Below are 15,078 nucleotides of genomic sequence, written 5' to 3' on the forward strand. Positions count from 1 at the left end.
TCTAGACACCGACTATGGCTACGAGCCTTTTTGACTGGTTCCTGATGCTTGACTCGGAGGCGCCGACTATGCGGGCTATCTCGTTCTGAGATATATGCAAGCCTGCCTTCCTTGCTGCTATGTAGACTGCAGCTCCGGCTAGCGATGCCGGAGAGCCGCTCTTGATGTAATCCTTGATCTCAACGAAGCGCAGGGCGGTTGATCTTGCGCTGTGGTCCATAGACAGAAGGGAAGCAGCATACACCACATATTCCCTGGGATGGGCTGCAGTGTAGTTCAGATTGCCGCTGGTCTTTGCATACATCTTGATTGTCTTGTTGAAGATGGATCTGTAAATGCGCCTGTTGAGCCCGAACAGCTGATAGGCCTCACGCACCGGCATCGCATAACCATAGTTCCTGAGCGCGACGTAGAGCGTAGCGCTGATCTTTGCAAAGAGCGAGGTGTTCTGCGTCATGTTCATGCTGTTCCTTTTGTACATGAGGATGGCTTCGCGCACTACCGCATCCGGCAGACCGATGCTCTTCGCCAGCCTGTATGTATCGTTGATGACATGGCCAAGCCTCCTGTTTGCCGAACCTGCATAGATTGAATCGAGGAACTTCAGCCTGGAATACTTGTACTTGGCCTTATGGGAAAGCGGCTTGCCCAAGGCATCTCTCTTGTTATTGAAAAATGTCATTGAATTTCCAATATAATGATCCTCTGTACGCCACAACTGGCCCCGGTTTACCGCAGACATGGCTATATCCAGCTGGGAGGATATCACCGCACCGCAATTGGAGCATACGGCCTCTGCCCTAATTGAATCGTAAAAAATGCGTGTGGAACCGCATTCCGGACATCTCTGAACGTTCTGCTCCTCTGGACCGCTGACGTACATCTATTTCCCCTCCTCTTCTTCCAGGTATGGATCGATGAAGTTCAGGAACTCCTCATCGGACATGCCGAAGACGTATTTCCTGCGCTTCTGAAGCCAATTTTTGTTGTAGATCCTGCGCTTCAGGTAGTAGAAGTAGTTCTCCTCCTCCTTCTTTCTTCTTCTGCGGTTCTTCAAGAGCTCCGTGTCGTCCGGCTTGACGTAGAACGTGCCGAACATGCGCTGCTCCTTGACGCAGTCCCTGCAGAGCCCGCCGTCCTTTTTCAGATTCTCCAGCGAGGCGTTGTACTCCGTGAGCACAACCCCGCACCTTGCACATCTCTTCTTTTTTCCTTCCTCCATTTCTTACCTCCATCTATTCCATGGCGCTCTTCCCGCCAAAATTCCACCTGTGCTCCTCCAGCAGAGCGCTGAAAACCGAAGCGGAAAGGGAAAGAATGAGCAGCTCCGAGAGCAGAGAAAGCACCGTCATGACGGGGACGCTGTCTATGAACACGGACAGGATCTTGATGACGATGAGGGCGCTGGCCAGGGTCGTGAGGATCAAAACGATCATCGATGCCATGTGCAGCACTTCCGCCCATTTCCTCGAAAGCCTTGAAAATACAGGCTTCGCAATCTCGAAACGCATACCAAGTATTGTGATATTTCTATACTGCGCTTCTCTGGGGCTCTGTTTGAAATTTGATACTGAAGTATCGATATTTTCTGCATTCATTTTACCGCCTCAACCTCCATGCTTTCACTTTCCGCAGGATCGAAACGCCTGCCCCAGCCGAGTTCCGGGGTATAGCTCAGGACGGATAGGACCCACCGCCCCCCTTTCTTAGAATAGATCCAGAGCTCTACTGGAACTGTGAATTTCCAGTACTGCTCTATCTTCTTCCGATGTTTATAGACCGAATCGGACCCCGATGACGAATGGTGTCTGGAGTTCGGCGAAGCGTTCTCGCTGGTCACCTGTATGAAGCGGACGTCAGATTTTTGCAGGGCGATGATATCGACGACATGGAAGAAGTCGAAGCGCCTTGCGACATAGCCCTTGTTCGGTACGAAGACGGCTTTGTTGGACGCCCTCTCGCACACGTAGCCTTCGAGTTCGAGCTGCTTGATGGCCTTCCTCTCAAGATCGGATCGATTCATCGTCATTTCCTCCATACTCCACCACCGCGCAGTCTCCCGTATCGAAATCGATGTCATCGATCCAAAAGCGCTTTCCGAACAGGCTGTCCCTTTTGCTGATGTTTGCCACCTTCAGCCCGAAGCTGTGCGGAGAAAAAATTCCGCCGACTGCTTTATCCTTTGAAAAAATCATAAAAACGTTCTCTGGACTGTTGAGCTTATAATAAAATTCGTCTACAAAGAAGTACCTAGAAGTTGAGTCCAAGAAAACGACCGCATCTCTGCCTACAAATTGGGCTAAAAAATCATCGACCTTTGCTGTATATGCTCTCATCGCTCGAACACCTCCAGTATTGTGGTAAATTCGTCGGCCGTGAACCATGTCGTCCGCGGTTCTGCCCCTGGCGGCACTGGGATATCCCACTGCACCAGGTATGCTGTGATGTCCCCCATGTCGTTCATGTCTGTGTCTACCACAGTTCCCCATGTTCCAACAGGTATGTCGTCAATTTGATAGTCTGTTGCAACTCTGATCATGCCCTCGCCTTCTTCAATCCAAAGAGAGAAAGAGCCATCATAGCGCTAGCCACAACCCCCAGAATGCCTGCTCTGCCGAGCTGTATTGCCTTTGCCATCACGACGATGGAAACGGCAAAAGCCGCAATCATGAGAAGCTCCTGGGATCCTCTCGTGAACTCGTTTTTATTCATTTTCATCACCACCGGAGAATTTGAGCATGCTTGCCAGATTCATGATGGCGTTGTACAGCTCATTTGAGTGCTTCTTTGTCATGATCAAAAAGACCACAACAAATTCTGCCACCTTGCGAGTCTCGCAATCCTTCAACATTTCCATTATCTCCTTGTAGCTCTTCTGGAATTCCTCCATCGCTTGATCCATCTCCTCTAGATCCATCTTCTCTATGTTCATTCCTTCACCCTTCCTTCTATTCATTTCTTCACCTTTCCATTCATTTTTCCAACACCTTCTTGCCCCCTGCTAGGAGATACGTATGGAATATCATCCTGAAAAGAATGGAATGATTTCAGTCGCCTCCAGCTGAGAGCCGTCACAAAAAATGAGACTATCAGGCCGGCAATATAGAGCGCCAGCAGTATTTCAATGAGAATCCATACCAAGGACGGCACTGCGATGCCCTTCCGTGCGAGCTCCCACGCGATTATGCCGAGTATTATCAGGAGCCCGAGATTGAAGAAATCAAATTCCCATTTGTTCATGTGCGATAGACCGTTTGCCGCTGAAGTTGTGGTCCATGAGCTGCCTATCTTCATTCTTCCACCCCTGCATCGCTCTGCCCAGGCTTGACTTTCACTTCAAGGACGCTCTTTTCGGACTCTGAACCGACAAAGAAAAATTCGATTATGCGGTCGATGTTGAAATAATGCTCATTTCCGTCAGGCAACATCAGGCGGAGCCAGTATCTGTCAGCGCCCATGATTTTTCCTTCATAAGCGTAATCGGCATCCTCCGTATCCTCTGCCATCCAAAAATCAATGGTTTTACCCACATTTTTCGCGAATATCTCTCCTTTAGTCATGCTCAACCCCCTCTTCTGGTTCTGCCTTAGTGGAGCCCCTCCTTGGACTGCAATTCACACTGCCACTGAAATCATGGATCCATTTCTTTCCCTTGAAAAGCAAAATCTCTTCGCCACAATTCTTGCATTTCATTCTTCAATCACCTCTCCAGTTTCATCAGTTTTCTGGGGGTTTTTCAGTTTTCTAGAACTTCTCTGTTTAATCAGCTTCACTGCCACAGGCTGAATATTCTCCGGCTTAAACCTCTCCTCTATTATCTCGCAGTATTCTGATGATATCTCTATCAGTATGCTGTCCCTGCCCAAAATCTGTGCGACTACGCCAGTTGTTCCTGAACCAGCAAATGGATCAAGCACTATACCTCCCTTTGGACAACCTGCCTCTATCAATGGAGCTACAAGCGTTTCTGGGTATATTGCAAAATGAGCTTCTTTATGGGGGATAGTAGGTATACTCAGAAAGTCTTCGCCATCAGCATTAGCAGATGCTTCAATCACATCCCCGGGGTTAGCTCCTTTTGGATTGCCACGGATAGAGCCACCGTGCTTCCCCCCACACGAACTATTTTGCTCATATTTTTGCCTTATGTTTGGTCTGGGTTTGTTTATGCCTGGGTTTATACCTTTCCCTACTGTATTATACTTGTTTCCTCCAGATACAGCCCTTAGCGATCTATTTGGGTCTGCTAATGGCTTTCTCACAGAATCCAAATCAAAGTAGTATTTCTTGCTCTTTGTGAAGAAGAACACATATTCCCATTTATTTGAGAACCTGTCTTTTACTGAAGATGGAAGGCCGTTCACTTTACGCCACACAATCTTATTCCTAAGTATCCAGCCATCATCAATCATAGCAATGGCAAAGCGTTCTGGGATCATCATGAGGGATTTCTCTCGAATATTCCCATAATCCGCCTTAAGAACTATGGCTATACCCTTTTCTCTGCCTTCCTCATCCGTGTGCGCCAATTTATGATCGGCCCAGCCAGACCTCCTGCCCATATTTCCTGCATACGAATCTCCCATATTCCAGAACACCGTTCCTGTCTTCTTGAGGACGCGCTTTATTTCTTTAGTGATCATCATCAAATGTTCGATGTACATCTGGTAGGTTGGCTCAAGACCTAACTGACCTTTCCAGGAACCGCATTTTGAGCAGATTGCACTGGTAATATCTGGTTTATCAAATATTTCTTCATTTCTTTGATTACCAACAGATGCTATATGGTTAGGGTCTCTGAACCTTAAGTTGTCTTTGTAATCCTTATAAGAAATCCAATCATGTTCGCAATTAGGTTCCCTATCCCACACCGTATCTGCTCCCTTATATGACCGAAGGCCGTAGTATGGAGGGCTTGTAATAACACAGTCCACGCTTTCATCTGGAAGGCTTCTCAGAGCGTCGATTGCATTGCTATTTATTAGCTTCATTCTTCAACCACCCCAAGTCGCTCAAGTTTTTTCGAGCATTTCCCGCATTTCACATAGTCAGATCCAAGTTTTTCGTCTACCAGCCTTATGTTTTTATTGCAAAGGGCGCGGCCGTCAACGTTGTAGTGAACCACCGTTCTGTAAGTACCCATTGGGTCTTCGCCATAGGTTGATTTCAGCCATGCAGAATAGGAAGGCAACCATCGAGCCGTCATTCTTCAATCGCCTCCCCTTCCGCAACGCTCAAAGGTCTGAACGAAATGATCGAAGAAACTGGAATCCGCCACTCCTTGCCATTCGGCCTTTCGAGTTTGGCGTTTTTGTAGACGTGAGCCAGAATGCCGGATCTACATATGATCTGCCCGCCCCTGAGCCGGCAGCGTACCTCGACCCACTCGCCGGTGTGCGCCTTCAGATCCCTGAATATCCTGTCCGAATTCAAGATATCACCCCTAGTTGGGAATCAAGATCTTTGCATTCGTTCCCCATCGATCTCCCTCAGGATCTCCTTTTCCGCGAACGCACGGATCTTATCGCCCAGCACCGGATCTGAATCCACTATCCTGACGCCTACCTCTTTGGCCACCGCCTCCTCATTGCCTGCGAGGACGTCCGCAGCATAGCCGAGAAAATCGCTGTTGAATTTTTCTATGTCAAGCGCGATGCCGTACCTGCGCGCTATCCCGTCAGGGTCGGATAGCTTCTTCTCGTTGGGCGTGAGCCTTCTCACGTCCTGTATCAGAAGCCTGAGCGCCACGGCAGGCATCCTCTCCTGAACGCGCATGGCCTTCTCCAGCTCTTTCTGCCTTGCCTTCTTCTGTTCTATCTCATTAAGCTGGATCCTGAGCTTCGCCGTTTCAAGCTCATGCTTCTGGATCTCCTCCTGGATCTTCCTTTCCTCTAGCTCAATCTTAGACGAAGTGAGAGCGTCTATAGCATTTCTTAAAAGATCCGTAGGGCTTATGCCGAGAGCTTCGAGCTTCGCTTTTTGATTCGCCGTTATATAAACGCTGATCTGGGTCAACTGTTCACCAGCAGGCTTAGCCTGCCTTGGTCTTCCAGGCCTTCTCCTCTCAGGAATGTTCATTTGCCCTGCTCCCTCCTTTCTATCTCATCAAGCTGGATCCTGAGCTTCGCTAATTCCAGCTCGAGCATCTGTATTTGTTCCTGGATCTTCTTTTTCTCCAACTCAATATTAGACGAAGTGAGCGCGTCTATTGCATTACGTATCAGATCGGTGAGGCTTATGCCGAGAGCATCAAGTTTTGCCTTCTGACTTGCCGTGATGTAAGCACCGACATGGACTAGCTCTTCTCCTACTGGTTTCAACTTCTTAGGCCTTCCAGGCCTTCTCCTCTCTAGAGCGTGGTACTTTTCCTGCTTCTCAATCCTGATCTCTTTTCCATTTTCCATTCTTTTTACCCCCTTTATTTGAATTAATTACATGCAATAGTTGCAACTAATTAATTAAATCAAAATTTTTTAAAGCCGTATTTTCGGGCTTCCAAGAATTTCACACTATTGTGAAATTCGATCGATATCACAATAGTGTGAAATTCATTTTTAATTGCGGAGCCAGTTCTATAGCCGTTCTGTATGAAAAAGCCGTTGGAGGGTGATGGGAATTTCACAGCACTGTTAAATTCACTTTTATCTACATAGAACGGCTGCGCCGTGCAATCATATTCTGGTCTTCCGCTGTTCATAGCTGCACCCCCTGAATCACGCCGTCTCTTGGCTCGTACACGTCGCCCTTCATCTTCATCTTGTCCACGGCATCCCTGATCTGGCCCTCCGTGAAGGACGGGATCAGCGTCTTCAGCTCCTCCATGCTCACCTTCCCCCTTGCCCGCAGTATGTCTGAGATCTCGTCGATCAGGCTCCTGATCTTCCTTGTGATTCCGGACAGCGTGTCCATGTCGTAGTTTATGCCGGAGAGATAGGCCTGGTATATCGACTGCATTACCTCGACGTCCGCATCCTCGACCTTGTCTGAGAGCCTGATCTTTGCGGAGGCCTCGCAGATCCTCTTCATAGCCTCCAGCGATCGGAAATTGACGGCTATCTCGGTGTTCGACGACCTTGTCTGGGCGTAGAAGTCAGCGATCTTCGCCGCGATCTCGTCGGTCAGAACAGGCCTGATCTTCTTGGCGTAGGCGATGTACTTCCTCAGAAAACCGTCGTCCTGCACGCCCGGCTTGGATATGACCCTGGCCGCCTTCTCGTATTCGACGTCCCTGGTCTTCTTCTGATCCACGAAGAAGAATATCAGATCGAACCGGTTCAGTATGGTGTCCTCAAGCCCGATCTGGTCCGCTATCGACCTCGAAGTGTCGAACCTGTGGTACTTCGGATTCGCAGCTGCGAGTATGGACGTATCGGCTTTGAAAGAACCGCGGAGGCCCGCCTTGCTCTTCTCGATCACGCCCTGCTCCATCGCCGTGTGCATCGCGTCGCGGTCCTCCTTCTTCATCTTGTCGAACTCGTCGATGCACGCGACCCCGCCGTTGGCAAGCACCAGGACGCCGGCCTGCATCACCTTCTTCCCGTCCACGTCTACAACGGCAGCTGTGAGGCCTGCTGCGGACGCCTCTGAGACGAAGAGGGATTTCGGGGCCAAGTGCCTGTTCGCCATGAGGAGCTGGGTCTTTCCAAGCCCCGGATCTCCTATCAGCAGAATGTGTATGTTGCCCCTGATCTTTGTCATCGATTCCCTGTGCTCTACGCCGCCGACGGCCTGCAGCACGATCGCCTTCTTCACCGTGTCCAGGCCGACGATCTCCGGGGCGTACATCTTTGCAAGTGCCTCCAGAGCGTCGCCCTTGGCGATCGCCTCTATGCGCTTTACGTCATCTTCCGTTATCGATATGTCCTCCACGTCCTCCTTCTCCCCGCTGATCGCCTCCAGGACCTGCGTCACGTAGACGCTCTTGTCCTTCCTCTCGACCTGCTTCTGCCTCAGTATGCCGATCACGATGACGCGGTCGCCGACGGCAAATTTGTTGAGCGTGGCGTTGCTGAAGATCACCCTCAGGGATATCGGCGTGGTGCCCACGTCCTCGTAGTTCTCCGTTATGATGGCCTCCTGGAACTTCTTCATCTCAGCCTTCCGCATCTCGACGAACGGCCCCTTTCTCTTGCACTCAGGGCACTGCCTCACAAACGAAGCGTCTATGACCGGGAGGTCGAAGGTGGCCTCGCAGGAGAGGCACTTGAAGACATGCGATGTGACCTCTTCCATGGGCGTATCCGATATGTAGCGTATCCACCCCCTGATCTGAACGAGCCTGTCCCTGTGCTTCTCGAGGGCCAGATCGCTTATGTGTATGAAGAAATCGTCCGCGTTCTTGATGATGAAGTGGGGCACCACGAAGTCAGGCCAGTCCTCGCCCTGGGCGTTCGCACTCCTGGAGTATACGGATTCGTAGAGGGCTGAATCCAGAAGCTCCAGCGTCTTCTCCGGGCTGGCGATCAGGGAGTCGTAGATCCTTCCTATCATGCGGCCGTAGGCCACCCTCTCGAATTCCTCTGCGTAATGATCGTATACCCTCTGGCGCTGTTCGTCGGTCATCCCGGCGGTGAGCTGCTCGACCTCATCGTTCGCCGGCGCCCTGTAGTTTACCGCGAACTCCTTCTCGCCTCTCATCCACTTCAGATCGAGGTGGTAGGCTTCATGCCAGTCGTGTTCCCTGCCGTCCGCAAGGAAGCGCATCATGAACTCCCTCGCGTAGTCCCATGAAATCGTAGGATCGTTCATCTCCTGCCCCTCCCGTAGAATGAACCGTAGATCTTCAGCGTCAAGGGGTTCCTCCCGACCTCGCAGACATCCGCCTCATGCCTCTCCATGAATGTGCGCAGCGCGTCCTCAGCTGCTGGAAGGTCGTAGCCTACAGATCCCATCACTATCATGTCCGTGGCGCTTAGGAATATCGGGTGGTTCTCGAAGACGTAGGCGTCCAGGATGCTCTGGACCTCCATCTGATCCCAGGACAGCATCATTCCACCCCCTCAAGAAGCTTCCTGACCGCATCATCGAAGCTCACAGGACGACCGCGCTCCTCTTCGATCCTGCCTTTGATCCTGAGGAGACGCCTGTACGTGTCCCCCTTTACCCTTATCTGCATGATATCACCCTTTGTCGATTGCTTTGACATCATCTACAACACCTCCTCGTATTTATTTTTGTCGATGAAGTAATTTACATTGACATAATTGTTAAATCTGAACATGTCATCATTGTCATCGATGACAACACGATCAACATCACCGTTCCCGCAGATACGCGTTTCGAGGGAGACGTACGATAAGCTCCGTGCGCTGAAGTTCAGGCTGGAAGGCGAGAGGCAGGAAGAGCTCTCCATGGATGACGTGATAAAGGCGCTTTTGGCTAAATACGGCGATTCCAAGTAATTTTTGCAAAAACCGTCAACGGTGCAATCATGGAAGAGAAGACTCCTCCAAGCTTCGGCAAGGAATAGTTCACAGACCATAGAATAGATCCTCCATCTCGCCGGCATCGAATGGGGGCCTCACTTGAGTGCTATTCCATATTTCTATGATCGGTGAGGGATCCGGGTAGAGCCTTCGCAGCTCCTCCTCTACCTCCTTTGGCACAAGACTCAGAACGAGAGACTCCATATGGCCACCTCCGGATAAAATTTATAAGCAAATGCAGGGGGTTGCGTAAGGCTGAGCGACGCCCGTCCGGGGCGCTCATGATCCTTCGGGTTCGCAATCTTTTCGGTGGGTCCAAAGTCAAGGTCTATCCTGCGAACCGAAGAAATTGCGTCTTCCACAGATTCCTGAATGTACTCTTTGGTCGTCTCAAACTTCGCATGTCTCATCAGGATTCGTACCATCTTAAAATAATCGTGTTTCTGCTATCCATATCAATCATCAGCATTATGATCGCTTGTTCGAAAGAAAATCATATCCTGTCGAGAAAGATCAAAGACAGATCCCCGAATTCATGATACGTATATCCCCATTCATTGGCCTTTTTTGAAATCAACCTTATAATTTCCTCATCCTGAAATGCTTCAAGCATCATTATGTGGGAACCTTCTTTTTCATGCATTCCCGTTATTAGTCCGTCCACCATTCTAATCCTGTGGTTTTGGTCTATAAATGCATTGGTTGTTCCTGATATCATTCCTTCATCATTCTCATCCTGCATCAACATTTCGCTAAGCCTAAATTTGCCACTGGTCATTTCTATAGTTTCCAATGCCCTGACCACTGTTGTACCAACAGCTATGACCTTGTTGCCCCTTTTTCTGGCTTCGAACAGCGACCTGAAAGTTCTAATGGGAATAGAAAATCGCTCCTCCATAAGGCGACGTTCATTTAGAAATTCATAAGGTTCAAGCGATCCAAGGTTACAATGAAGCGTCAGTTCTTCTATATTTATTCCTTTATCTACAAGTTTCTTTATTATTTTTGAATCGAATGAATAGGAAGCGGATGGTAACTCTACACTCCCTGGTATCTTATAGAACGGACCTTCATAATACATATCTGGAATGTCAAATGGTATATGCTCATACCTGATAAATCGACCATAATTACCAATAACATGGTCAATTGTATCATCGTTTCTATTTAGCCTTGCCCACCAATATCTAGGGAACAGATGATGCCTCTTGAAAAGTATTATTGAATCTGAACTGTCTAACAGATCCAACCCATCGCCCTCGGTCATACGAAATCCTGTTCCCTTTGGCCTTATCTCCAGAAGAAATAAGTTAGAAAGTCTGTCCGTACCTATATTTACAGTCAGATATTCCTGAAGTTTAGGTGAATATACTTGGAGGCTTGAGGGTATGATCTTACTGTTGTTGAAGATGAGCAAATCTCCTTCAGCCAGCATGTCTGGAAGATCGGGGAGAGTTGAATTCAATATACTATTTTTGAACACTACCATCATCTTTGCGCCACTCCTGCTGTATCCATACATTTGCCTCGGCAAGTAGCCTGAAAAAAATTCATTCATTTCTCTCAAGCCTCTCCATTACTTCATCCAAGAGTTTACCGGCGACATCTTTTGGATTTTTAAGTGGAGATCGGTCCTCAGGTAAGGCCATATGATGCATTTCTGTGTCCATATCGCCTGGATCATAGGAGAACGCCTGGATCTTTCTTTCCGTCAGTTCCACGTTGAGAATTCTTATGATTGCGTCGAAGGCCGCCTTTGATGATGAATACGCACTCCAGCCAGCATAGGGTACAGTGGCAGCGTCAGAGGTGATATGAACAACAATGCCTCCATCTTTTAACAGAGGTATGGAATATTTCAGAAAATTAAAATTACCGAAAAAGTTCGTTTCAAAGGTCATTCTTAGATCCTCTATTCGAAGTTCTTCTACCTTTGGCAGGGGAAGAGGGCCTATTGTTGCTGCATTAAGGATCAGAACATATATCCCGCCATATTCCATCTTGACTTTATTCAGAAATATAGATATGGAGGACTCTATCCTGATATCGCAAATCTCGGCAATGAGTTGACCGTTTCGTTTACTTCTTATCTTTTCTATTTCTGCTTTCCTTCTGCCACATATAGCCACATTCCATCCTGCATTCAAAAATGCATTCATAATTTCATAGCCAAGACCAGAGGTTCCACCAGTTATTACTATACTTTTTTCAGCGCTCATAATCTATCAATTAATGAAAATTATTAAATAATAGCGTTTATAAAATTTATAAATTAACGAATTATATACACATTCATTGCTTATCGCAAAAATTATGAGATGTTAATATAGATAATCAAAGAAGCAAATTGCTGATAACCATAGCACTCAGATTTCAGATTAATATGATGTTCCAATATATTCAATAATGGGAAGCGCCATTTATAGCGCTCATGTCTTCTAGTTGCGTATTTCAATTTTTGCACCGGATACCATATATTCAAACGTAGCCCTCTTAAACAAATGCATGATGGCACATTGCTCTACTTGAATATCACGGTTTATGTTTAAAAGTCTAAAGCACCAACATATTGCAAAGGAATCGATAATAGATCAGCTCTAAAAGTATATTATAAAAGTATAGATAAGCCCATATGAACGTAAATAAGCTTCGAGAGGCAGGCGAAGATATCAGAAGAATGCTCAATGATGCTGGTTATTACAAAGTACCTGTAGATTATAATCCGGAATTGGATGATGGTAGAATTACCTTCTCATATGCTTATCCCATAAAGGCCTTTGAAAAATTCTTGGGATATTACGACAATGATAATAGGATAGCTTATAATCCGTCCATTTCGATGCAAACAAATTTTTCCTACTGTTTTACTGCCTGCAGATACAGAAATAATGGATCAACAGATACAGTCCTCCTAGATGGAATTAGAGATAAAAAATATGATAATAAAGCTAGGTTCGCTCTGGATCATTTCAAGAGGGAATATAATATCAAAGGGGCCTTCGATTTCTACATCAAGAGGTATAGGAAGTATACAAACGCAAAGGGCCTAAGCGAATCCTCCGCGGTGGCAGCGTCTGTGGCAAGAGCCTTAATATCCAATGCATTCGGAAACGAAGCGGCGGGCGATAATGTCTTTGTTTCGAGATATGCAAGGCTTGTATCCGGATCTGGAACGAGAGCCGCACAGGATGGGATCTCGATCTGGCTCTCTTATCCTGGGATAGATGTGAGGGATTCCGCAGCATTCAAAGTCGGGGAAAATAGAAAGGATCTATATTATGGTATATTCCCAAAATCCAGCGATATTCCAACAGATAATGCCCACAAAATAGCCGTGAATTCCATATTCTATGAAAATTGGGTATCTGAAAAATTTAACAATATAAAGCGGCTGATTTCGAACAATTTTGAAATGAAAGATCTGCTGAGAATAGGCGAAAATGATATGCTTAGACTGAACTCTGTTCTGTTATCTGGTGGCCTTCTCATTCAAACTGCTGATAGTATAAGGCTCCTGCATCAAATACTGAAGTTCAAATCAAAGAACGATGGGTTTTATTATACCGCAGATACAGGCCCATCCATTGCTATCTTCTCATTTGATAGATCTTTGATAGACGAATTCAGGGAGAATGTTGAAGATGAATATCTGGAAGGATCATATGAATTTAATGAACACAAGCGGGATATGAAAGCCTTTGAAAAGGAGGCTAAGGATTATTTTTTCAATCTAAAAATAACATAGCCCTATTGGGCTATAATATAAAATCTGAACTTAAAATCCAAAAATATGCTATAAGATATTTTAAATATTATCAAAATCAGATTCTTACAGAACGGAAATATTGAAAAATAAAAGAACCAGAAATTGGTATAAGTAGTTTGAAATTATTTGGATCAGTCGAAATCGGCATAATCACCTGGCTGAAGCTTTGTGGTGCTTCTGTAATTTAGGGAAGCCACTATGGCCCTGGCAACCAGAAGGACTGCAAGGTTGACTGCCAAACCTATTATTCCAACGTACATGTATCCAAATGTCGGTAGAAGAGAAGAAGAGAAATGCACATCAAAGAGACCCCAGGTAACAACGGCAAAGCCTGCAGCCCAGCCCAGTCCGGTACTGTACTTATCAAGATTCTTCCAGTACATCGATATTATTATCGCGGGAAGCGTCTGCAATAGCCATGCATATGACATCGTCAGAAGGTAGAATATGAGTCCAGATGCTGCAGGAACTATGGCAAAGAGAAGCGAAGCAAATATCATGACGACGACAAATATCCTGCCTATGAGTACCTGCCTAGATTCCGGCGCATTCTTATTGAAGAATTCAAGGTATATATTTCTAGTGATAAGATTCGCTGAGGCCAACGCCTGCAATGATGCTGGCACCATGCTCCCTATGATTATTCCGGAAAAAGCTATTACGACGAATGTTGATGGAAAATACGTAGCCAGGACTGAAGGAAACGCAAGGCTGGATACGCCGCTTGGCACAAGGTTCTCTGCAAGGGCGACTAGACCGAATATCGCAAGAAACATCAGCCAGATCTGATAGACCGGTAGCAAGATTGAATTTTTCTTTATTATCCTCGCACTTTTAGATCCGAATATGCCTGTGAGCAGATTTGGGAAAAGAAGCCAAGCCACACCGTTACCAAATGCAAGCGTTATGAAACCAAGCATCAGCTTATCCGGTATAAGCACGTTCTTTCCACTAGTTTCCAGCGTAGAAAAGACGGGCCCGAAGCCTGAGAACTTCATCCAGAGGACTACTAGAACTGTCAGTATGATTCCCCACAGAACGACATCCTTGATCACAGATCCAAGGGCAGGCCCTCTGAGACCCGCCACTATCGTGAAAGCCGCTACGATCAGGAAAGCTATTATGAAGCTTGTAAGTACAGGGAATTTCATGGCCTCAAGCACGTACTTTATTCCGACTATCTGTAAGGCTATATACGGTAACATAGCCAGCAAGCCTGTCAGAGCCACAAGAAGGCTCAGAATACGACTATCGAATCTCGCGTTGACGTAATCTGCACCTGTTATGAAATTGTGCTTCTTTGCTATGAGATAGAGCCTCGGAGCGACGAAATAAAGAAATGGATAGGAGATGGCGCCATACACGGTTGCATAAAGTATCAGACCGCCTGCACTGAATGCTCCGCCGGGAATTGATATGAGCGAATATGCTGTGTATATATCTCCACCCATGAGGAACCAAACGATAACCGAACCAAAGCGCCTTCCACCTATGCTCCATTCGCTTATCTTGCTCAGATCCGCCTTTCTCCATCTTGCTCCAAGGAAGGAAACCACTATCACGGCAAGAACGATTAGAAAGAAGACGGTATAATCGAGCACAGTAAAGTTCATAGCCACGCCTCCCTATCAACGAACTTGTAAACTACGAAAGTTATGACCGGCTGAATGAATATCCAGATGAAGAGATAGAAATACAGAAATGGCCAGCCCCCGACGGTTGGATAGTATCTATTATACAGCGGAGCTGCAAATACGAGAGCAATCCACGGTATGAACATCAGAAGCGTCAACTTCAGGATCAATCTATTTCTTCGGGCATAATTCAGAGACATGATATTTCATATCATTATGAAGATATAAATTTTACCTTTAAATTAATTATAAT

Annotated in this window: 27 protein-coding genes; 2 read left to right on the forward strand and 25 right to left on the reverse strand. The window is 46.7% G+C overall.

Annotation, left to right across the window (positions count from 1 at the left end; translation table 11 throughout):
* Position 1 precedes the first annotated feature (1 nt).
* Genes DMB44_RS05410 through DMB44_RS09330 form a run of 20 tightly spaced genes read right to left on the reverse strand, consistent with a single transcriptional unit; the run spans position 2 to position 9,148 of the window.
* Positions 2–883 (reverse strand): TFIIB-type zinc ribbon-containing protein, encoded by an 882-nt coding sequence (locus DMB44_RS05410; RefSeq protein WP_110641613.1) that lies wholly within the window; start codon positions 881–883, stop codon positions 2–4.
* Positions 884–1,222: a hypothetical protein gene (locus DMB44_RS05415; RefSeq protein WP_110641615.1), complete on the reverse strand. Its 339-nt coding sequence runs from the start codon at positions 1,220–1,222 to the stop codon at positions 884–886.
* Positions 1,223–1,235: 13 nt separating this feature from the next.
* On the reverse strand, positions 1,236–1,598 hold the full coding sequence (locus tag DMB44_RS05420; protein ID WP_110641617.1) for a hypothetical protein: 363 nt from the start codon (positions 1,596–1,598) through the stop codon (positions 1,236–1,238).
* Positions 1,595–2,038, reverse strand: a complete 444-nt coding sequence (locus DMB44_RS05425) for a hypothetical protein (RefSeq protein ID WP_110641618.1) — start codon at positions 2,036–2,038, stop codon at positions 1,595–1,597. Before DMB44_RS05425 ends, DMB44_RS05420 begins: the two co-directional genes overlap by 4 nt.
* Positions 2,004–2,336, reverse strand: a complete 333-nt coding sequence (locus DMB44_RS05430) for a hypothetical protein (protein ID WP_110641620.1) — start codon at positions 2,334–2,336, stop codon at positions 2,004–2,006. The genes DMB44_RS05425 and DMB44_RS05430 overlap by 35 nt, the downstream gene beginning before the upstream one ends.
* Positions 2,333–2,539, reverse strand: a complete 207-nt coding sequence (locus tag DMB44_RS05435; protein WP_110641622.1) for a hypothetical protein — start codon at positions 2,537–2,539, stop codon at positions 2,333–2,335. Before DMB44_RS05435 ends, DMB44_RS05430 begins: the two co-directional genes overlap by 4 nt.
* Positions 2,536–2,712: a hypothetical protein gene (locus DMB44_RS05440; RefSeq protein ID WP_153280166.1), complete on the reverse strand. Its 177-nt coding sequence runs from the start codon at positions 2,710–2,712 to the stop codon at positions 2,536–2,538. Before DMB44_RS05440 ends, DMB44_RS05435 begins: the two co-directional genes overlap by 4 nt.
* Positions 2,705–2,956, reverse strand: a complete 252-nt coding sequence (locus DMB44_RS05445; RefSeq protein WP_110641626.1) for a hypothetical protein — start codon at positions 2,954–2,956, stop codon at positions 2,705–2,707. The genes DMB44_RS05440 and DMB44_RS05445 overlap by 8 nt, the downstream gene beginning before the upstream one ends.
* Positions 2,953–3,294, reverse strand: coding sequence for a hypothetical protein (locus tag DMB44_RS05450; protein WP_110641628.1), 342 nt, complete (start codon positions 3,292–3,294; stop codon positions 2,953–2,955). The genes DMB44_RS05445 and DMB44_RS05450 overlap by 4 nt, the downstream gene beginning before the upstream one ends.
* Positions 3,291–3,560: a hypothetical protein gene (locus tag DMB44_RS05455; RefSeq protein ID WP_153280167.1), complete on the reverse strand. Its 270-nt coding sequence runs from the start codon at positions 3,558–3,560 to the stop codon at positions 3,291–3,293. The genes DMB44_RS05450 and DMB44_RS05455 overlap by 4 nt, the downstream gene beginning before the upstream one ends.
* Positions 3,553–3,693 carry a hypothetical protein gene (locus DMB44_RS09320; protein ID WP_153280168.1) on the reverse strand — a complete coding sequence of 47 codons (141 nt, stop codon included), beginning with the start codon at positions 3,691–3,693 and terminating at the stop codon, positions 3,553–3,555. The genes DMB44_RS05455 and DMB44_RS09320 overlap by 8 nt, the downstream gene beginning before the upstream one ends.
* Positions 3,690–4,991, reverse strand: a complete 1,302-nt coding sequence (locus DMB44_RS05460; protein ID WP_110641632.1) for a site-specific DNA-methyltransferase — start codon at positions 4,989–4,991, stop codon at positions 3,690–3,692. The genes DMB44_RS09320 and DMB44_RS05460 overlap by 4 nt, the downstream gene beginning before the upstream one ends.
* Positions 4,988–5,206 carry a hypothetical protein gene (locus DMB44_RS09325; protein WP_153280169.1) on the reverse strand — a complete coding sequence of 73 codons (219 nt, stop codon included), beginning with the start codon at positions 5,204–5,206 and terminating at the stop codon, positions 4,988–4,990. Before DMB44_RS09325 ends, DMB44_RS05460 begins: the two co-directional genes overlap by 4 nt.
* The gene (locus tag DMB44_RS05465) at positions 5,203–5,433 is read right to left on the reverse strand and encodes a hypothetical protein (RefSeq protein ID WP_110641634.1); all 231 of its coding nucleotides are present in this window, start codon (positions 5,431–5,433) and stop codon (positions 5,203–5,205) included. Before DMB44_RS05465 ends, DMB44_RS09325 begins: the two co-directional genes overlap by 4 nt.
* A 21-nt stretch (positions 5,434–5,454) precedes the next feature.
* Entirely contained in the window at positions 5,455–6,078 is a 624-nt protein-coding gene (locus DMB44_RS05470; protein WP_110641636.1) for a hypothetical protein, read from the reverse strand.
* Positions 6,075–6,404 (reverse strand): hypothetical protein, encoded by a 330-nt coding sequence (locus DMB44_RS05475; RefSeq protein WP_110641638.1) that lies wholly within the window; start codon positions 6,402–6,404, stop codon positions 6,075–6,077. The genes DMB44_RS05470 and DMB44_RS05475 overlap by 4 nt, the downstream gene beginning before the upstream one ends.
* Before the next feature lie 59 nt (positions 6,405–6,463).
* Positions 6,464–6,697, reverse strand: a complete 234-nt coding sequence (locus tag DMB44_RS05480; RefSeq protein ID WP_110641640.1) for a hypothetical protein — start codon at positions 6,695–6,697, stop codon at positions 6,464–6,466.
* Positions 6,694–8,748, reverse strand: coding sequence for a minichromosome maintenance protein MCM (locus tag DMB44_RS05485; RefSeq protein WP_110641642.1), 2,055 nt, complete (start codon positions 8,746–8,748; stop codon positions 6,694–6,696). The genes DMB44_RS05480 and DMB44_RS05485 overlap by 4 nt, the downstream gene beginning before the upstream one ends.
* On the reverse strand, positions 8,745–8,987 hold the full coding sequence (locus DMB44_RS05490) for a hypothetical protein (RefSeq protein WP_161952105.1): 243 nt from the start codon (positions 8,985–8,987) through the stop codon (positions 8,745–8,747). The genes DMB44_RS05485 and DMB44_RS05490 overlap by 4 nt, the downstream gene beginning before the upstream one ends.
* On the reverse strand, positions 8,987–9,148 hold the full coding sequence (locus DMB44_RS09330; RefSeq protein WP_153280170.1) for a hypothetical protein: 162 nt from the start codon (positions 9,146–9,148) through the stop codon (positions 8,987–8,989). Before DMB44_RS09330 ends, DMB44_RS05490 begins: the two co-directional genes overlap by 1 nt.
* 88 nt (positions 9,149–9,236) lie before the next feature.
* Between DMB44_RS09330 and DMB44_RS09335 the strand changes: the two genes are divergently transcribed.
* A complete protein-coding gene (locus DMB44_RS09335) occupies positions 9,237–9,401 on the forward strand; it encodes a hypothetical protein (RefSeq protein ID WP_153280171.1) in 165 nt (54 codons plus the stop codon).
* A 69-nt stretch (positions 9,402–9,470) separates the two neighbouring features.
* Here the strand turns inward: DMB44_RS09335 and DMB44_RS09340 are convergent, their stop codons facing one another.
* The 3 genes from DMB44_RS09340 to DMB44_RS05505 all read right to left on the reverse strand — a co-directional run bounded on the left by DMB44_RS09340 (position 9,471) and on the right by DMB44_RS05505 (position 11,644).
* Complete coding sequence (locus DMB44_RS09340; RefSeq protein WP_153280172.1) at positions 9,471–9,629, reverse strand: hypothetical protein; 159 nt, start codon at positions 9,627–9,629, stop codon at positions 9,471–9,473.
* A gap of 289 nt (positions 9,630–9,918) precedes the next feature.
* Positions 9,919–10,983 (reverse strand): S-adenosylmethionine:tRNA ribosyltransferase-isomerase, encoded by a 1,065-nt coding sequence (locus DMB44_RS05500; protein WP_110641647.1) that lies wholly within the window; start codon positions 10,981–10,983, stop codon positions 9,919–9,921.
* Positions 10,976–11,644: an SDR family oxidoreductase gene (locus DMB44_RS05505; protein WP_110641649.1), complete on the reverse strand. Its 669-nt coding sequence runs from the start codon at positions 11,642–11,644 to the stop codon at positions 10,976–10,978. Before DMB44_RS05505 ends, DMB44_RS05500 begins: the two co-directional genes overlap by 8 nt.
* Positions 11,645–12,057: 413 nt before the next feature.
* On the opposite strand from DMB44_RS05505, the gene DMB44_RS05510 reads away from it, so the two are divergent.
* Entirely contained in the window at positions 12,058–13,170 is a 1,113-nt protein-coding gene (locus tag DMB44_RS05510) for a mevalonate 3,5-bisphosphate decarboxylase (protein WP_110641651.1), read from the forward strand.
* A 152-nt stretch (positions 13,171–13,322) separates the two neighbouring features.
* Here DMB44_RS05510 and DMB44_RS05515 read toward each other — a convergent pair whose 3' ends face one another.
* On the reverse strand, positions 13,323–14,804 hold the full coding sequence (locus DMB44_RS05515) for a sodium:solute symporter (protein ID WP_110641653.1): 1,482 nt from the start codon (positions 14,802–14,804) through the stop codon (positions 13,323–13,325).
* On the reverse strand, positions 14,801–15,025 hold the full coding sequence (locus DMB44_RS05520; protein WP_110641654.1) for a DUF3311 domain-containing protein: 225 nt from the start codon (positions 15,023–15,025) through the stop codon (positions 14,801–14,803). The genes DMB44_RS05515 and DMB44_RS05520 overlap by 4 nt, the downstream gene beginning before the upstream one ends.
* Positions 15,026–15,078: the final 53 nt, after the last annotated feature.

The organism is Thermoplasma sp. Kam2015, from assembly GCF_003205235.1.
Lineage (GTDB): Archaea > Thermoplasmatota > Thermoplasmata > Thermoplasmatales > Thermoplasmataceae > Thermoplasma.

Excerpts from the sequence above, each read along its gene's own strand:
- DMB44_RS05455 (WP_153280167.1), bottom strand. The coding sequence starts at position 3,560 with ATGACTAAAGGAGAGATATTCGCGAAAAATGTGGGTAAAACCATTGAT.
- DMB44_RS05425 (WP_110641618.1), bottom strand. The coding sequence starts at position 2,038 with ATGGAGGAAATGACGATGAATCGATCCGATCTTGAGAGGAAGGCCATC.
- DMB44_RS09325 (WP_153280169.1), bottom strand. The coding sequence starts at position 5,206 with ATGACGGCTCGATGGTTGCCTTCCTATTCTGCATGGCTGAAATCAACC.
- DMB44_RS09330 (WP_153280170.1), bottom strand. The coding sequence starts at position 9,148 with ATGATGTCAAAGCAATCGACAAAGGGTGATATCATGCAGATAAGGGTA.
- DMB44_RS05420 (WP_110641617.1), bottom strand. The coding sequence starts at position 1,598 with ATGAATGCAGAAAATATCGATACTTCAGTATCAAATTTCAAACAGAGC.
- DMB44_RS05480 (WP_110641640.1), bottom strand. The coding sequence starts at position 6,697 with ATGAACAGCGGAAGACCAGAATATGATTGCACGGCGCAGCCGTTCTAT.
- DMB44_RS05435 (WP_110641622.1), bottom strand. The coding sequence starts at position 2,539 with ATGATCAGAGTTGCAACAGACTATCAAATTGACGACATACCTGTTGGA.
- DMB44_RS09335 (WP_153280171.1), top strand. The coding sequence starts at position 9,237 with ATGACAACACGATCAACATCACCGTTCCCGCAGATACGCGTTTCGAGG.
- DMB44_RS05515 (WP_110641653.1), bottom strand. The coding sequence starts at position 14,804 with ATGAACTTTACTGTGCTCGATTATACCGTCTTCTTTCTAATCGTTCTT.
- DMB44_RS05520 (WP_110641654.1), bottom strand. The coding sequence starts at position 15,025 with ATGTCTCTGAATTATGCCCGAAGAAATAGATTGATCCTGAAGTTGACG.
- DMB44_RS05510 (WP_110641651.1), top strand. The coding sequence starts at position 12,058 with ATGAACGTAAATAAGCTTCGAGAGGCAGGCGAAGATATCAGAAGAATG.
- DMB44_RS05505 (WP_110641649.1), bottom strand. The coding sequence starts at position 11,644 with ATGAGCGCTGAAAAAAGTATAGTAATAACTGGTGGAACCTCTGGTCTT.
- DMB44_RS09320 (WP_153280168.1), bottom strand. The coding sequence starts at position 3,693 with ATGAAATGCAAGAATTGTGGCGAAGAGATTTTGCTTTTCAAGGGAAAG.
- DMB44_RS05410 (WP_110641613.1), bottom strand. The coding sequence starts at position 883 with ATGTACGTCAGCGGTCCAGAGGAGCAGAACGTTCAGAGATGTCCGGAA.
- DMB44_RS05490 (WP_161952105.1), bottom strand. The coding sequence starts at position 8,987 with ATGCTGTCCTGGGATCAGATGGAGGTCCAGAGCATCCTGGACGCCTAC.
- DMB44_RS05440 (WP_153280166.1), bottom strand. The coding sequence starts at position 2,712 with ATGAATAAAAACGAGTTCACGAGAGGATCCCAGGAGCTTCTCATGATT.
- DMB44_RS05450 (WP_110641628.1), bottom strand. The coding sequence starts at position 3,294 with ATGAAGATAGGCAGCTCATGGACCACAACTTCAGCGGCAAACGGTCTA.
- DMB44_RS05460 (WP_110641632.1), bottom strand. The coding sequence starts at position 4,991 with ATGAAGCTAATAAATAGCAATGCAATCGACGCTCTGAGAAGCCTTCCA.
- DMB44_RS05470 (WP_110641636.1), bottom strand. The coding sequence starts at position 6,078 with ATGAACATTCCTGAGAGGAGAAGGCCTGGAAGACCAAGGCAGGCTAAG.
- DMB44_RS09340 (WP_153280172.1), bottom strand. The coding sequence starts at position 9,629 with ATGGAGTCTCTCGTTCTGAGTCTTGTGCCAAAGGAGGTAGAGGAGGAG.
- DMB44_RS05415 (WP_110641615.1), bottom strand. The coding sequence starts at position 1,222 with ATGGAGGAAGGAAAAAAGAAGAGATGTGCAAGGTGCGGGGTTGTGCTC.
- DMB44_RS05485 (WP_110641642.1), bottom strand. The coding sequence starts at position 8,748 with ATGAACGATCCTACGATTTCATGGGACTACGCGAGGGAGTTCATGATG.
- DMB44_RS05445 (WP_110641626.1), bottom strand. The coding sequence starts at position 2,956 with ATGAATAGAAGGAAGGGTGAAGGAATGAACATAGAGAAGATGGATCTA.
- DMB44_RS05500 (WP_110641647.1), bottom strand. The coding sequence starts at position 10,983 with ATGAATGAATTTTTTTCAGGCTACTTGCCGAGGCAAATGTATGGATAC.
- DMB44_RS05475 (WP_110641638.1), bottom strand. The coding sequence starts at position 6,404 with ATGGAAAATGGAAAAGAGATCAGGATTGAGAAGCAGGAAAAGTACCAC.
- DMB44_RS05430 (WP_110641620.1), bottom strand. The coding sequence starts at position 2,336 with ATGAGAGCATATACAGCAAAGGTCGATGATTTTTTAGCCCAATTTGTA.